This window comes from Brevibacterium sp. FME37, assembly GCF_014897485.1.
Taxonomy (GTDB): Bacteria; Actinomycetota; Actinomycetes; order Actinomycetales; family Brevibacteriaceae; genus Brevibacterium.
The window spans coordinates 19246-34831 of the sequence record NZ_JABUYE010000006.1; the positions used below are offsets into that span (position 1 = coordinate 19246).

Annotated in this window: 12 protein-coding genes; 7 read left to right on the top strand and 5 right to left on the bottom strand. The window is 63.3% G+C overall.

The window, feature by feature from the left end; genetic code table 11:
- Window positions 1-6 precede the first annotated feature (6 nt).
- Both INT29_RS08835 and INT29_RS08840 read right to left on the bottom strand, forming a co-directional pair.
- Window positions 7-921, bottom strand: coding sequence for a hypothetical protein (locus tag INT29_RS08835; RefSeq protein ID WP_193071414.1), 915 nt, complete (start codon window positions 919-921; stop codon window positions 7-9).
- The gene (locus INT29_RS08840; protein WP_193071415.1) at window positions 921-1118 is read right to left on the bottom strand and encodes a hypothetical protein; all 198 of its coding nucleotides are present in this window, start codon (window positions 1116-1118) and stop codon (window positions 921-923) included. Before INT29_RS08840 ends, INT29_RS08835 begins: the two co-directional genes overlap by 1 nt.
- 238 nt (window positions 1119-1356) lie before the next feature.
- On the opposite strand from INT29_RS08840, the gene INT29_RS08845 reads away from it, so the two are divergent.
- Complete coding sequence (locus INT29_RS08845; protein WP_101574138.1) at window positions 1357-1920, top strand: cysteine hydrolase family protein; 564 nt, start codon at window positions 1357-1359, stop codon at window positions 1918-1920.
- A gap of 16 nt (window positions 1921-1936) precedes the next feature.
- Here the strand turns inward: INT29_RS08845 and INT29_RS08850 are convergent, their stop codons facing one another.
- Complete coding sequence (locus tag INT29_RS08850; RefSeq protein WP_319020867.1) at window positions 1937-3091, bottom strand: glycosyltransferase family 1 protein; 1155 nt, start codon at window positions 3089-3091, stop codon at window positions 1937-1939.
- A gap of 257 nt (window positions 3092-3348) precedes the next feature.
- On the opposite strand from INT29_RS08850, the gene INT29_RS08855 reads away from it, so the two are divergent.
- The 3 genes from INT29_RS08855 (at window position 3349) to INT29_RS08865 (ending at window position 7573) form a co-directional block, all read left to right on the top strand.
- Entirely contained in the window at window positions 3349-3960 is a 612-nt protein-coding gene (locus INT29_RS08855; RefSeq protein ID WP_193071416.1) for a LemA family protein, read from the top strand.
- Window positions 3957-4811, top strand: a complete 855-nt coding sequence (gene truA / locus INT29_RS08860; protein WP_193071417.1) for a tRNA pseudouridine(38-40) synthase TruA — start codon at window positions 3957-3959, stop codon at window positions 4809-4811. The genes INT29_RS08855 and truA overlap by 4 nt, the downstream gene beginning before the upstream one ends.
- A gap of 188 nt (window positions 4812-4999) precedes the next feature.
- Complete coding sequence (locus INT29_RS08865; protein ID WP_193071418.1) at window positions 5000-7573, top strand: bifunctional metallophosphatase/5'-nucleotidase; 2574 nt, start codon at window positions 5000-5002, stop codon at window positions 7571-7573.
- 13 nt (window positions 7574-7586) lie between these two features.
- Here INT29_RS08865 and INT29_RS08870 read toward each other — a convergent pair whose 3' ends face one another.
- Window positions 7587-9794: a hypothetical protein gene (locus INT29_RS08870; RefSeq protein ID WP_193071419.1), complete on the bottom strand. Its 2208-nt coding sequence runs from the start codon at window positions 9792-9794 to the stop codon at window positions 7587-7589.
- On the bottom strand, window positions 9791-12469 hold the full coding sequence (locus INT29_RS08875) for a hypothetical protein (protein WP_193071420.1): 2679 nt from the start codon (window positions 12467-12469) through the stop codon (window positions 9791-9793). The genes INT29_RS08870 and INT29_RS08875 overlap by 4 nt, the downstream gene beginning before the upstream one ends.
- Before the next feature lie 316 nt (window positions 12470-12785).
- Between INT29_RS08875 and rplM the strand changes: the two genes are divergently transcribed.
- From rplM to glmM, 3 genes are all read left to right on the top strand, one after another.
- Window positions 12786-13229 (top strand): 50S ribosomal protein L13, encoded by a 444-nt coding sequence (rplM, locus tag INT29_RS08880; RefSeq protein WP_101574133.1) that lies wholly within the window; start codon window positions 12786-12788, stop codon window positions 13227-13229.
- Window positions 13230-13264: 35 nt separating this feature from the next.
- On the top strand, window positions 13265-13780 hold the full coding sequence (rpsI, locus tag INT29_RS08885) for a 30S ribosomal protein S9 (protein WP_101574132.1): 516 nt from the start codon (window positions 13265-13267) through the stop codon (window positions 13778-13780).
- Window positions 13781-14041: 261 nt separating this feature from the next.
- Window positions 14042-15394, top strand: coding sequence for a phosphoglucosamine mutase (gene glmM, locus INT29_RS08890; RefSeq protein WP_193071421.1), 1353 nt, complete (start codon window positions 14042-14044; stop codon window positions 15392-15394).
- Window positions 15395-15586 lie beyond the last annotated feature (192 nt).

The following is a 15586-nucleotide window of genomic DNA, read 5'->3' on the forward strand; positions in this document are numbered from 1 at the left end:
AGAAGGCTATGTCTGCTGATCTGACACGGTCAGTTTTCGGCTGACGGTCTTTGGCGCACGGTGTTCTGTTCGACCGTAGAAGCAGACGGTGAGGATGAGAGCGACAAGCAATATCCAGGAACTGATTGAGCTTCTTCCTGGGAAGATGACCGTTTCTGTGATGAAGCTGATCCCTGGGACTGATGCCATGATGGCTGACGTCATGGTGGCTGATGTTCTCATCATCCCGGATTGGATCATGATGAGTGGCAGCGCGACGGCAGCGAGCCCGAGAGGGACGAACCACATCACCAGTGATCCGGCATGCGCTAGGGAAGGGTACTCCCGCCAGCTCGCCGCGGCGCAGACGAACGCCAATATATAGGTGGCGTGGTAGCGCACTGCCAAGATTGAATATGCTGAGACGCCTTGTGTGGAAAGGCTGCGCGAAATCGTCGCGAGAACTGCAAGCCCGATTCCTGCAATGACGCCGAGCAGCATTCCTATGATCGTGCCGAGCCCGGGAGCCGACGCCCCCGTCATGTGCTGTGACCAGCCGAACCCGATTGAGAGGAGGAAGATCGTGATGGAGATCAACCAGAGGCGAAGAGGTGGCAGACGATTTTTGAAACTGGCGATGACAAGCGCCGCGAGCGGGGCTGCCGCTGCTTCGGCTCCCGCAGCCAACGAAGCTGGAATCCAGATCAGTGCAAGATAGAAAGCACCGAAAGTGATTGCGGTTGCCAGGTTCAACGCGACAGCGTCCGCCGTTCCGATCTTCGCATCGGCAGTCTTGTGCGTGGCCTTGAGGAGCATCCCGGTGATTGACGCTACGAGGAACGCACACCCGAGGAAGAGAAACATCGATCCTGGACTGACGGTGAGGCCGACGACAGCATTGGCCGCGCCCTGAAACGTGGCGCCGATGATGATGAGCAACATCAGCGTGTCCTGGTTAATGTGTCGGAAACCTTGAAGATGGCACCCTCTAGCGGCAGTTTCGCATGCGACAGATACCCGGCCTTGCTGCGCAGGACTCGGCACTCTTCGGCGAACTGGGTGGCTCCAGACCTTTTGCCCCGACCCAGTACGGCGGGGACGACGGTGTCACCGAATTCTTGCGGATAGACCTTTGGCATGGTGGCCATCCTTCCAGGTTCCTGTATCGACTTGCCAGGTCAGCTATCTTCAACCGCTGAGCGAGTCCCGCAGGTCGAACGGGACGAACGGGAAAGACCGAACCTCGTCTGAAGCCCAAAGCAGACCTCGGTGACGGGTGCTTCGAACGAAGAGTATCCTCGGCGGTAGAACGGCAACCGATTCATGTCTCAACGAGCAGATAACTCGGCTGTCGCGCAGTACTGCGAAGGAGACACGATGACTGCAACACACCGCCCCGTCCTACTCGCCATGGACTTCCAGAACGGCATCGCCGGGGATGAGGCTTTCACCCAGACCGGTGTCCTCGAGCGTGCCCGTGATGCGGTCGCTGCCGCGAGAGAGAAGGGGATTCCCGTCGTCTGGGTGCGCGTTGCTCTGCGGAATGGTCATCCTGAACTTCCAGAGACTGCATCGTTCAAGCAGATTGCTGCCCATGGTGATCTTGATGAGGCTCATGCTTCGACGAGCATCCACGACACGTTGGGCCGCCACGAGGGCGAGCCGATCGTGACGAAGCGTCGTATCAGCGCCTTCGCTGGCAGCGATCTCGCGGTGATGTTGCGCGGCTACGGAGCCGACACATTGATCCTTGCAGGTGTGGTCACCAGCGGAGTGGTCCTTTCGACCGTTCGTCAGGCGGCCGACCTCGACTACCGGCTGACGGTGCTCTCCGACGCCTGCGCCGATCGAGACGAAGAAGTCCACCGGGTGCTTACACAGAAAGTCTTCCCCAAGCAGGCCACCGTGCTCACTGTCGCCGAATGGTCCGCGCAGGCCTGAGAGGTGAGTGAGCCTCTCAGCTTGTCTGGACGGTGAAGCCGCGGCCCAGGACCTGCGGGTGCGGATTCTCGATCGCTCGCGAATAGTGGCCGATGAGCTGTGAGCATACGCTCTTCCAGCTGCGGCGCAGCACCTGCTGGCGGCCGTCGACACCGAACGCTCGACGCTTCGCCTCATCGCCGAGGAGGTCGATGACATGTCCGCGCATCGCCGTCAGGTCCTTCGGCGTGTAGAGCCACCCGGTGTGGGAGGAGTCGACGAGGTCGAGCGGGCCGCCTCGAGCGGGGGCGATGACGGGCACTGCTGAGGCCATGGCTTCCTGGATCGTCTGGCAGAAGGTCTCGAGCTCGCCGGGAGCAACCATGAGGTCGAAGCTGGCTACCGCCTGAGCCAGAGCATCGCCACCTAGGAAGCCGGCGAAATGCGCGTTCGGCAGCGAGCGTTCGAGTCGAGCCCGCCAGGGTCCGTCACCGACGATGACGAGTTTCGCGCCGGGCACATCCTCCAATACGGCCAAGTCTTCCACCTGCTTCTCGGCCGCGAGCCGGCCGACGTAGCCGATGATCTTCTCACCGTTCGGTGCCACCGACCGACGCCAAGCCTCTGATCGGTGACTGGGGTCGAAGCGGGAGGAATCGACTCCACGTGCCCACAGATCCACCTCGGCGACTCCCAGTCCGGAGAGCTGATCGAGGGTGTAGCTCGATGGGGCCAGCGTCAGGGAGGCGTGCTGGTGGATGTTGCGCACATGCGACCACAGCATGGCCTCGATGCCGTGCATGCCGTAGCGGGCGGCGTAGGCGGGAACCTCGGTCTGATAGATCGCCACTGTCGGCAGGTCGAGGCTCTGAGCTGCCAGCACCCCGCGCCAGCCGAGAACGAAGGGGCTGGCGAGGTGGACGACATCGGGGGCGAAGGCCTCCAGCAGTCGTCTGATGCGGCTGACTCCGCCGGGAGCCACACGGACCCGACGATACTTCGGCAGGGCGATCGAAGGGACACGGATGATACGGGCTCCGGCGACCTCCTTCGGGCCGTCGCGGCGCGTGCCTGGTGCGATGATGAGGACTTCGTCGCCGCGGTCGGCCAAATGGTCGAGGACGCGGAGGAGGGAGTGGGTGACCCCATTCATGTTGGGGAGGAAGGACTCTGCAATGATCGCTACTCTCACAGAACTCAGTTCACGCCCCCAGGGTGAAGGACGGGCGACATCGAGGCGACCCTCCGGCGACGAACTGCCGAAATCGCCGCACGGACCGTTGATGTCGCTGCGCACGGCGCCGCGCGGATAGCAGCCGTCCGAACTCCCAATGAACTGCCGGCGACGGCAGGCTCACGCCTTCATGAGGAACCGACGGCAGGTTCGCGGCGAGTCTGAACCCCGCGTAAACTTAAGTGTCGGGAACGGAAGTGAAAGGGGGAGCGGGAATGGTCTGGTTCATTGTCGGAGCATGTGTGCTCGCCCTGGTCATCCTCGCCCTTGTTCTGACATTCCTGCGGTTCAACCAGCTGTCGATGGCTCGCTCACTCTGCGATGAGGCCAAACGGCAGCTGCTCGTCGAAATCCGCGGCCGGCACGCCCTCGTACCCGCCTACATCGGGACCCTGCAGCAGGTGACCACACGAGATCTCAGCTCTGTCGAACTCGCGCTCACCTCGGCCGAGCGTGCTCCGTTCGGGCCTCGCGGAGCTGCCGCGGAGAGAGCGCTGACTCGCGCCATCGACGACGCGGCACAGATTCCCAGCCAGCTCAGCGACAAGGCAATCTCTAACGAATCGACCCCGGTGATGCAGACGAGCCCCCGGGAAGAGCTCGACACCACCATCGGCCTCCTGCACGGGCAGCTGACCGTGCTGTCCGAGCGCATCCTGTCCGGGGCCCGCATCTACAACACGAACGTCGACCTCTACCACCGGCAGCGCGAGCATTTCGTGTCACGGCTGTTTAAGAATGTTTTCAAGGCCCGCGAACCGTTCATCGAGGCGCAGCCTGAGGAGCAGTCTGGAGTTCAGGACCAGCGAGGACCGGCCGGATCATGACGCGGTTTCGCATTGACCTCGGCTACCGCGGCACCGAATTCTATGGCTGGGCAAAGCAGCCTGGCCTGCGTACCGTACAGGCCACACTCGAAGCAGGGCTGGCCAGAATCACCGGCGACGAGGTGGCCACCATCGTCGCCGGTCGCACCGACTCGGGCGTCCACGCCAGACGCCAGACCATCCACATCGACCTGCCCGCACCCGGCATCGAGAAGCTCATCGGCAACTCCTCCCGACCCGCCGAGGCGGCACTCCTCTCGCGGCTGCGCGGCGTCCTCACCGCCGACGACACCGATGACATCATCATCCATTCCGCATCCGAAGTCCCTGAGGCATTCGACGCCCGATTCTCCGCACTGTGGCGGACCTACCAGTACAGACTCGCCGACCGCCGGTCCTTCATCGACCCACTTCTGACTCCGGTGACCCTGAAGCACAAAGGTGAACTCGACGCCGAGGCGATGGCCGAAGCCGCACTCGAGGCTCAGGGCCTGCATGACTTCCTTCCCTTCTGCAAACCTCGGGCGGGTGCAACGACGATCCGCACCCTCTACGAGCTCGAGGTAACCCGGGACCAGGACGCCGTGATCATGATCGATCTGCGTGCCGATGCATTCTGCCACCACATGGTCCGTGCCCTGGTGGGAGGCTTGATCAAGGTGGGGTCCGGCACCTGGCCGGTGACTCGGCCTGCGGAACTTCTCTCCGAGGCGGATGTCGGGATCGATCCCTCGTACCCCATGTTCGTCACGCCCGCACATGGGCTCGTCCTCACCGGGGTGGGCTACCCCGAGGCCGAGCTCTATGCCTCCCGCGCGGCCGAGACGATGGCACGTCGCTCTCAGGAATAATCCGGTATGACAGGGAAACTCTCGTTTTTTTGAGAGAATTCCCCTATCCAGATGTGAGAATCCTGTGTACATTCAAATGTAGGTAACTCATCGTTCGCTTTGGCCCTGCAGAATAAGTCTGCTTGATCCACTCAGGCACAAGCGCAGGTGCTGTGCAGTGGATGTCATGACTGAAGGAAAACACATACATGTCGAAATTTGTCACGAAGATGCTGGCAACAGGAGCTGCGGTGTCAATGTTGACGCTGCCGGGACTCGCCCCTGTTGCCGCCGCATCTCTCGGAGGTGATTCCCCCAAGGAAGCACCCGCCGAGGTCAGCATCCCCGAGTCATCCCCGAACACCACATCCCCAAGCGATTCATCCGCCGGCACTGACGCCGAAGACGAAGAAGACACAGGCACTTCCGCTCAGGCGGCAGCCGAGGGCACCAAGGTCCAGCTGCTCAACATCACCGACTTCCACGGACGCATCGCCGAGGCCGGCACACAGCTCGCCTCGGTCGTCGAAGAAGAGCGCGCAAAGTACGCAGCCCAGGAAGGCACTGCCGGGACCGGGTTCCTCTCCGCCGGTGACAACATCGGCGCCTCCACCTATGTCTCCTCCTCCCAGCAGGACACCCCGACAATCGACGTGCTCAACGCCATCGGCGCTCAGGCCTCGGCTGTCGGCAACCATGAGTTCGACCAGGGCGTCGACGAACTGACCGGCAGAGTCTCCTCCGAAGCAGACTTCCCCTACCTTGCCGCCAACGTCTACGACAAGAAGCCCGGCAGCCTCGTCGACGGGCTTCAGAGCTACACGACGGTCGACGTGGGTGGGGTGAAGGTTGCCGTCATCGGCGTGGTCACCAAGGACACCAAATCACTGGTCTCACCCGATGGCATCGACGGTCTCGTTTTCGGTGACCCCACCGCGGCCGTCAACCGCGTCGCCGGTGAGATCGAGGCTCTGCCCGATGATGAACAGCCGGATATGACGGTCGTTGAGGCCCACCTCGGCGCCTCAGACACCGAGAGCCTGGAGGATGCGCAAGCCTCGAATGCCGAGTTCAAGAAGCTGGTCACCGAGGCGGATGCCTCCGTCGATGTGCTCTTCACCGGTCACACCCATCTGCCGTACTCGTTCGAGGCACCCGTACCCGGCGCACCCGAGCGGACACGACCCGTGATCGAGGCCGGCAGCTACGGCGAATACGTCGGCCAGGTTCAGCTCGAAGCCGATGCGAACGGAAACTGGACGACCGAGAACTCCGGTCTCATCAAGACGGAGGACAAGAGCTACGACTCGCCCGTCGTCGACGAGGTTGCAAAGATCATCGCCGACGCTGACGAGAAGGCGAAGGTCCCGGGCTCTGTCGTTGCCGGTGAGATCAGCGAGGACATCAATCGGGCGAAGAAGGACGGCAAAGAGGATCGCGGTGCGGAGAGCACCCTGGGCAACCTCGTCGCCGATGCACTCAAGGACGGAGTCGAGGGCACCCAGCTCGACGACGCCGACTTCGGCATCACAAACCCGGGCGGACTGCGCACAGACCTCAAATGCGAGGACATCTACAACGAAGAAGATAAGTGCGAAGTCACCGCCGCCGAGCTCAGCTCGGTCCTGCCCTTCGCCAACGACCATGGTGTCGTGACGATGAAGGGCTCCGATGTCATCGGCCTGTTCGAAGAGCAGTGGCAACCAGACGATGCCTCGCGTCCGTTCCTCCACCTCGGCATCTCCGAGGAACTCGAAGTCGTCTACGACTCCGAGGCGGGAAAGGGCAAACACGTGAAGTCGGTCGAGGTCGACGGCAAGAAGCTTGACCCTGACAAGGAATACAGGGTCGCTACCTTGAGCTTCCTCGCCGCTGGGGGAGACAACTTCTTCTCCTTCGCCAAGGGTGACTTCGAACTCTCCGGGCTCACAGACTTCGAGACCTGGGTCGACTACTTCGAAGAGCGAACAGAAGCCGACGAGAAGGTTTCACCGGACAAGGACGAACGTCAGGCCGACCTGGCCATGGACGTCATCGACAACGGCCAGCTCGAGGTCGATCTCGCCGCCCCCGGCAAGAGTATCGAGCCCGGTGAGAGCAGGGACTTCGTTCTCAACACCACCGCGAAGACGGAGGTGCCAGGACCCGTGGAGGTGACCGTTGACCTGCCCGAGGGCTACACCGTCAGCGCCGCCGATTCCGGATCGACGGGAACCCAGGCGACCGCGAAGTCGGCGACCGCGAAGGGCCCCGAGGTGAAGGTGGACGCTGCGGCGAAGACCATGACCTTGGAATCGATCCCGGCCGGTGCCAGTGATGTCGCCATCAACGTCACCGCCCCCGCGGACGCCTCCGGTGAGGTCACCGTCGAGGTGGGTTTGCAGGCCGGAGACGGGCAGTGGTGGGATGACAACCCGCTGCCGGTCAGCCACAAGTTCGAAGCCACGGCGCAGGTCGGCGATGAGGCGAACGCGGCAGCCGGCGACAACGGCACCTCCGACGGTGCAGGATCAAACGCTGATGCCGATGGTCGAAATGACGGATCGGCGAACGCTTCCGGGTCGAATGCAAGTTCCAACGGAAACGGTGCGAACGCGGACGCCTCCGGGGCCACTTCGGCGAATGCGGACGGAAGCGGAGACAACGCGAACGGCTCGAAGGACGGCGGGGACTTGCCGCGCACCGGCTTCGATGCCTTGAACCTGGTGGCGGCGGCACTCGCACTCATCGTCGCCGGCAGCATGGCAGTGACCATGGTGCGCCGGCGCAGAACCGCCGTGTGAGGGCAGACGGCGGTCAGACGGAACTGAAGCCTTTCGTCTGACCGCCGTTGTCTGCCGTCTGGTTCGGATCGAAGGTTTCGAGGTGGACGAGAACGGGAACGAGGAAGAGGATGCCCACGGCGGGGACGACGATTCCCGAGTCGTTGATGATGGTGCCGACCCCCAGCAGGATGGCGAGGCTGATCATGCCGGCCCGCAGCAGTGGGATCCGAGTGTAGGAGTCGGTCATGCCCTGCAGTGAGAAGCGCTGCGGATCGAGCGCCAGCCAGAACACGCCGATGATGATGAGCGGCAGGACGAGTGTCATCCATGACTGGGTCAGGATGTCGATGTTCATGCCGATCTTGCGGGCGAGCACGCTCAGGGCCTCACCGCTGATGATGGAATCGAAGAAACGGCCGAAGTGGGTGCGCTGATCGGCCGGGCGCAGCCAGTCGATGAACAGAACGGCCAGCATAACGAAGCCGGCGATCCCCACCGTCAGGCCCATGCGTTTGAGTGAGAATCTGATGCTCGCGGCCGCGAGGACGAGGTAGGCGACGCCGATGATCAGCGTCGGCACGGACCCGAATTTCGTGCCCAGCCCCGGGGCGGCCAGGATGACGCTCGACACGAGGACCGGCACGGTGACGATGAGGATGCGCACGATCGGCCGGGTTGTCAGCGATGCGAACCCGGCGACGGCCAGCAGGAGGGCGCAGCAGTAGAGCGCGAGTGCTGAGTTGCCGATGCCGTAGAACCTCGATGCGATGAGCAGCGGCTCGCCCAGCAGCGTCGACATCTGGAGCTGAGAACCGGTGATCACGTCGTAGGCCAGGACGAGAACTGTGACGACGCAGATGAAGAGCATCGGCCCGAGTTTGTTCCCGCGCCACGGTCCGAGCAGGGCGATGGCTCCGAGTATCAGCGACCAGCCGACCAGGGCTCCCAACATCGCAATATCCGGGTTGGTCGCTCGCTCCCACGGCACCGTGTTGACGAGGTAGGTCGACACCGGCATTGCGGCGAAGACGGTGCCCAGCCGGTAGGCACCGGAATGGATGAGATCGCGATGATTCTTACGCAGGAACCAGGCCAGGACCAGTAGGCCGATCATGAGCGCAGCGACCACGGGGAAGAACCAGGTGGACAGTTCGTTCTGGGTCTTCACCGCCACCTGACGGTCGAGAACGGCCTGGTAGCGAGACTCCCAGCTGCCTCCGGTGTCAGAGGTCATCGGAGCACCGGCCGCATTGGCCATGGGTTCACCGCCGCTGAGTTCGACAAGCGTCGGTGCGATGTCAGGAACCTGCACCAGACCCGGCTGACGTGTCGACGAGGAGGTCAGCAGTCCCGGGGCACCTCCGGGTTGAAGCATCATCGTCGCCTGCATCGAGGAGCCGTCGTTGGCACCGTCAGCGATGGAGGAGAAGATCACCGGCGATTTCCCAGATGACAGTCCCTGGGCGGCGTTGCCGTCGCTCCACCCTGTGGCGGCAAGGATCGTGCCGACCCGCTTGTCGAGGTTCTTAAGGGAGTATCCGTCCGCGGTCGTGTTTCCGAGGTCGATGAGTGAGAGCTCACCACCCTCCGAGGCTTGGGTGGCCTTGTCGGCGAGGTCATCGCCGGCCGGAGTCCACCCAGTGACATGCCCGTTGGGTGAAGCTGCGGCGATGGCGGCACCGGAGCCGAAAGCCTTGATCGTCGGTACGGACTCGGAGAGTCCGCCCAACAGGGCATCGTAGTTGTCCCCACGAGCCACCTGGCGATAGACGTCCCAGTCCGCGACCCAGCCATCGAGCGGTGGGGCAGACTGACGGCACTCCTCCCGCGGTTCGTCGGCGGCGCGACGGCCCGACCCGACACCCAGCCAGCCGTCGACGGGGCAGCTGCTGGAGTGCACGCTGCGTGGAGTGATGGTGCCGATCTGCGCGGACTTCATCATCTTCCACAGATTCGGGGTGGTGCGCGGGTCGAGGTCTTCGAAGCTGAAGCCGGACACTCCGATGAAGATCGGTGCGGTGCCCGATTCGGGTGTCTTAGGTGGGGCGTCCGTGGCAGTGTTCGCCGAGGTGGTGCTCTCAGTATTGCTGGCCGAGGCAGCGGTATTGGCGGTTGTGCTGTTGCTCTCGGTCGTGTTCGTGTTCGTGCTCGCTTGGGAAGCCGGCGGGAGGCCGAGGACGAGCAGGGCGATGACGAAGACGCCCAGCAGCACCCGCAACGGGAAGATACTGCCCCTCATGTCCGATCCCTCCCGGTCCCGGTCGAACCATCGGGGGAGTCGGTGGCAGCGGAGTCGGCGGCAGGCGAGGCGGCTGCGGGCTTGGCAGCCATGAGGATGGTGTGGCGGCTGCGCCCACCTGAACCGCGCCCACCTGAACTGCGCCCACCTGAACCGCGCCCACTTGGAGTGTCGTGGCGTGGTCTGCCCTGATCTGGGTTTCCGTCTGTGACTGGTTCGTTCGCGTGTTCGGCGCTGAGGGCCAACAGGTAGGGCAGCAGCACCATGGCACCGGTGGAAGGCACGGCGATCCCGGAATCCGTGAGAACCAGACCCACCGCCATGCCTGTGGCCGCGGCGAGGAACCCGAAGTGGATGTCCTGGTCCGCGAACACCTGCGGCAGGCGACCGCGCCATTTGTTCGTCAGTCGACCCGTGCGGCTGGTGGGCGCAATGCTGGGGAAGTGGAGCAGGTAGCGGAGGAAGAACAGGATGGCGATGACTGCAAGAGGAGTCACGATCGCCAGTCCCGGGTTGATCTGAATGATGTGGAGGTTGGCTCCAAGCTTGCGACCGACCACCTGCAGAGCTTCACCGGTCACGATCTGGTCGAAGAAGTTCCCGAAGTGTGATCGTGCCCCGGGCACGCGCAGCCAATCGAGGAATGCGATGCCCAGCAGCACTGCCAAGGAGGCGAGGCCGATGAGCACGAGGCGGAAGACGGACAGGCGGATGCGGCTGACCAGTGCCAACAGCACAAGCAGGCCCGCCAAGGTGGCGATCGTGCCACCGAACTTCGCACCCCATGCCGGGTTCCCGGACACGAAGACCGCAAACAGTCCAAGGACGAGGGGCAGGAGGAAGACCATCCGGCGATGCCCTTTAGCCCTCAGCCAGGAGATCGCAAGACCCAGGAAGATGAAGAGGCTGACGATGAAGATCGCCGCACCCTGATTGCCCAGCCCGTAGTAGCGGCCACCGACGATCGGGTTGTAGCCCAGCAGCGAGTTCCCCTGCAGATGCGAACCGGTGATGAGATCCGCGGAGAGGATGAGGAAACTCAGCAGCGAGAGTGCAGCCACACGACCGCGCCAGGTGCGACCCCACGGGGGGAGCAGAGAGGCTGTGAAGAGGAGCGCTGCTGAGACAGCGATCGACACGCTGAGTCCGAACCCGGGGTGCGGCAGTCTGGCCCACGGGAACAGGCTGGCCACGAACGCGCTCATCGGCACGGTCGCGACGGCCAGTGAGACCCAGGCGAGGAATCGGTGCACCTTCGGAGCCACCGTCGCACCGCCTCGGCGACCGAGGAGATTGCGGCTCAGGAGGAGTCCGCACAGGAGGAACAGGACATAGAAGATGATGTCGAGGAGGAGGGAGAACGTCGACAGATGCTGATAGATCGACGTCGCCTTCTGCGCTTCGGACACGAGGTCGTCGATGCGCTTGTGCGGATCGTCCTCGCTGGGCGTGTTGTCGAATTTGATGCCGCTGGGAGAGGAGATGCCGAACTGGTCAAGGATTCCCGGAGCGATGTCCGTGATCTGCAGGAGCCCGGGTGTGCGAGTGCTGGGTGAAGACAGGCTGCCCGGTTCGTAGCCGGGACCGGAGGCAACGAAGGCGCGCAGCTGCGGCAGACCCGAACTGTCGCCGAGGCCGGCCACCATGATCGTCGGCTCCGCGCTTCCCGGCTTTGCGTTCTCCTTCACCTGCTGCAGTTTGTCGCCCAGACGTTTGTCGGCCTCGGCGACGCGTTCGTCACGGTCGAAGAAGACAGGGACGGTGTAGGAGAAGTTGGGGATTGGATCGTAGAGCCAGGCCGAAGAGCCGATCGAGCCCAAGTCAACGAGATCGAGCCGGCAGTCTGTGGCGGCGGCATCGTCCGTGTAGTTGGCCACAACGCCGTTCTCGTCGGCGACGGCGTAGGCCGCGCCCGGTCCCTCGGCGGCGACGCAGGGCTGAAGCTGCGAAGCATGTCCCGCTGCGTCTGTCCCCTGAGGCACAGTCGTCCCTTCAGAGCCAGCCTTCCCCTGTTCACGCACGAGTCGAGCGAGCATCCCGTAGTCCACCGAGTAGCCAGAATCGATGTTCGGCTCCTTGATGGACTCGAAGTCATCGATCCTTGCAGTGGTCGTACCCTTCACCTGCTGTTTCGTGAGATCTTCATCACCCGATACGGCTGCTCCACCACTCGATTTCGTGGTGCTATCCGAATCTTCGGCTGTCTTGCCCACTGCCTCTTCGCCGGTGGACGGAGCGCTCAGAGACGGGCAGGTCGACTTGCTTCCTTCTTGTTCCGGGTCGGTCGGCGGACCCGCCTGGGCGCGGGCGCCGGCACCCATGGACAGCCAGCCCGAACCGGGGCAGGTGGCTGAGCCGATGGTGCGGACGTTGAGGTTGGCTGCAGCACCGTTGGAGAAGAGCTCGTAGAGGTTCGGTGTGCGCTTCGGATCGATATCATTGATGGTCAGGCCGGGTATGCCGTAGACGATGGTCTTGCCGTCGGGGGACCCTGCGGCATCCGAATCTGCATCCGTTGTTCCCGTGCCCGCAGTCGCTGAGGTGGTCGATGACACTGGTGTGCTCGCCGTCGTTGCGAAGTCCCCGCCTGCAGTCGGTGACTCATCCGCCGCGGTGGCCGGTGACTGTGCCGGACCGAGTACGAGCAGCAGGAGCCCGAGAACTGATCCCAGCACGAGGAGTCTGTATGCGGGAAGGCGCGTGGGCAGAAGGGATGTAGGCGGCACAGGTCAATAGTATCGGCTCAGCTTTCCACCCGCTCTGGCACTGGCCTGAGCGTTTGCTCCGCGAGAGCGGATGCATGTATATTTGATTGTCGTTGTGTGTGTCCGTCGTGCTCCCTTACATAGCCTCATGCGTTGCAGGCCCGTAGGTGAGGGGACGATTTCGATGGACAGACCCGATTCAAGACAACGAGTGCCTTGACTCATCAGACTCACGACCCGATGAGTCATCAGCACTACACCAAGAGATACGAAAAGAAGGCTACTTTTGCGTACGTTCACACCCAAGCCCGGCGATATTGAGCGCCAGTGGCACGTCATTGACGCCACTGACCAGGTGCTCGGTCGTCTTGCCTCACAGGTTGCACGCCTGTTGCGCGGCAAGCACAAGACCACCTTTGCTCCTCATATCGATACCGGTGACTTCGTCATCATCATCAATGCAGACAAGGTCGCATTGACCGGTGCGAAGCTCGATCAGAAGCGCGCTTACCACCACTCGGGTTACCCGGGCGGTCTGAAGAGCGTCAACTACGCCGAGCTTCTCGCCACCAATCCCGAGCGCGCAGTCGAAAAGGCTGTCGGCGGTATGGTTCCGAAGACTCGTCTCGGACGTGCCCAGATGCAGAAGCTGAAGGTGTACACGGGTGGAGAGCACCCACACGCCGCTCAGAATCCGCAGCCGTACGAACTCAGCCAGGTCGCGCAGTAAAGCGCGCCCCAGCTCTAGACATACCGAGGAGAACCGTGGCTGAAGAAACCACCACTGCGACAGAATCTGTCGAAGAACCAACCGCAACCGAATACACGTCGGAGACCCCCGATTCCGCAGGCCTGGGCGAACAGACCGCCGGCGGACGTGGACAGTCCCTGACCGCTCCCGGCAACGGAGTCGGCCGCCGCAAGCAGGCAATCGCTCGCGTCCGCCTGATCCCGGGATCCGGTGAATGGACCATCAACGGACGCACTCTCGAAGAGTACTTCCCGAACAAGCTGCACCAGCAGCTCGTGAACGAGCCTTTCCGTCTCCTGGACCTCGAAGGACGTTTCGACGTCGTCGTGCGCATCTCCGGTGGCGGACCTTCCGGCCAGGCCGGAGCCGTTCGTCTGGGCATCGCCCGTTCGCTCAACCAGATCGACGAAGAGTCGAACCGTGCTGAGCTGAAGAAGGCAGGCTACCTGCGCCGCGACGCACGCGTCCCCGAGCGCAAGAAGGCCGGTCTCAAGAAGGCACGTAAGGCACCTCAGTTCTCGAAGCGCTGATTCTGCTGTCAGGACTGCGCCTGGTCTGCCGCTGAAGTGCAGTCCTCAACAGTTCAGCTCGATGAACATCGTAATGCGGCCCCGAACCGGATTCGGGGCCGCATTTCGTGCATTCATATGCCACACCGCCATCGGCGGCGTCACCTCGCACCGATGCAGGCGACATATCTCGCACGGATTTCGGACGTTGCACGGTCCGGCACGAACGCCTCGGCGGCTCTATGGACTAAAATCGACGAGAAATTGAGGAAAGGACTTTCCATGACACGACTCTTCGGCACCGACGGTGTCCGTGGACTCGCCAACCGTGACATCTCCGCACGGCTGGCGCTCCAACTCTCCGTGGCAGGCTCGCGGGTACTCACCCGCGGATGGCCGGAAGGCAAACGTCCCTTCGCCGTTGTCGGCCGTGACACCCGTGTCTCCGGTGAGTTCCTCTCCGCCGCGATCTCCGCTGGAATTGCCTCCGCCGGAGTCGACGTGCTCGACGCGGGAATGCTGCCCACTCCGGGCATCGCCAGCGTCGTCGCCGATACCGGTGCCGCCTTCGGCGTCGTCATCTCCGCCTCCCACAATCCGATGCCCGACAACGGCATCAAATTCTTCGCAGCGGGCGGAACGAAGCTCGATGACTCGGTCGAGGACTCGATCCTGGAGATCCTCGATGAGGACTGGGTTCGTCCCACCGGCGCCGAGGTGGGTCGCATTTCCCGTTATCCCGCCGCTGCCGACGAATACACAGAGAAGCTCGTACGCTCCCTCGACGCTGAGGGCACACGTCCCCTGTCCGGCCTCAAAGTCGTCGTCGACTGCGCCCACGGTGCCGCCTCCATCGTCGGCCCCGCCGCACTGCGTCAGGCCGGTGCCGAGGTCATCGTCTCCGCCGCCGAGCCCGATGGCTTCAACATCAACGACGGCGTCGGCTCCACGCATCTGGAGCCGCTGCAGCGCCTCGTCGTGGAAACCCAGTCCGACCTGGGCGTGGCCTTCGACGGCGACGCCGACCGCTGCCTGGCGGTGGACTCTTTGGGCCGTGTCATCAACGGTGACCAGCTCATGGGCATCCTGGCGATCGGCCTCAAGGAACTCGGCGAACTGACCGGGAACACGCTCGTGACGACCGTGATGTCGAACATCGGGCTCAAGCACGCGATGGACAAGTACTCCATCGAGACCGTCCAGACCGCTGTCGGTGACCGCTACGTCCTCGAACGCATGCTCGCAGACGGCTACGTCCTCGGCGGGGAGCAGTCCGGGCACGTGCTCATGCTCGACCACGGTACGACCGGCGACGGTGTGCAGACGGCCCTGCACCTGATGAAGCGCATGGCCGATTCGAAGCGGACTCTGGCTGATCTGGCTGCCGAGATTCCACAGCTGCCGCAGGCCCTTGTCAACGTCAAGGGCGTCGACAAGCACGGGGTCGATCACCCGAAGGTCTCCTCGGAGGTTCAGGCCGTCGAAACCGAGCTCGAGGGCTCCGGCCGCGTCCTGCTGCGGGCCTCTGGCACCGAGCCGCTGATCCGCGTCATGGTCGAAGCCGAGACCGAAGACATCGCCCAGGCCCAGGCCGAACGCCTGGCCGCCAATGTTCAGGAGCACCTGGGGCTGTAGCCACGCAGGAGCTGCGCTCAGCGGCCTCAGCGGCCTCAGCGGCCTCAGCGGCCTCAGCGGCTGCAGTTGCGCTCAGCCGTGCGGCCTCAGCGTCACGTTGTCTGCTCGACCCACAGTTAGCCAGAATATGTCGTCGCCGGCGACGACATATTCTGACGCCGCGTTGATCGAGGACCGAATGTCTCGACAGCG

What these genes read in the sequence shown, in the direction of transcription:
- INT29_RS08835 (WP_193071414.1), bottom strand. Translation starts at nt 921, where the DNA reads ATGTTGCTCATCATCATCGGCGCCACGTTTCAGGGCGCGGCCAATGCT.
- INT29_RS08840 (WP_193071415.1), bottom strand. Translation starts at nt 1,118, where the DNA reads ATGCCAAAGGTCTATCCGCAAGAATTCGGTGACACCGTCGTCCCCGCC.
- INT29_RS08845 (WP_101574138.1), top strand. Translation starts at nt 1,357, where the DNA reads ATGACTGCAACACACCGCCCCGTCCTACTCGCCATGGACTTCCAGAAC.
- INT29_RS08855 (WP_193071416.1), top strand. Translation starts at nt 3,349, where the DNA reads ATGGTCTGGTTCATTGTCGGAGCATGTGTGCTCGCCCTGGTCATCCTC.
- truA (WP_193071417.1), top strand. Translation starts at nt 3,957, where the DNA reads ATGACGCGGTTTCGCATTGACCTCGGCTACCGCGGCACCGAATTCTAT.
- INT29_RS08865 (WP_193071418.1), top strand. Translation starts at nt 5,000, where the DNA reads ATGTCGAAATTTGTCACGAAGATGCTGGCAACAGGAGCTGCGGTGTCA.
- INT29_RS08870 (WP_193071419.1), bottom strand. Translation starts at nt 9,794, where the DNA reads ATGAGGGGCAGTATCTTCCCGTTGCGGGTGCTGCTGGGCGTCTTCGTC.
- glmM (WP_193071421.1), top strand. Translation starts at nt 14,042, where the DNA reads ATGACACGACTCTTCGGCACCGACGGTGTCCGTGGACTCGCCAACCGT.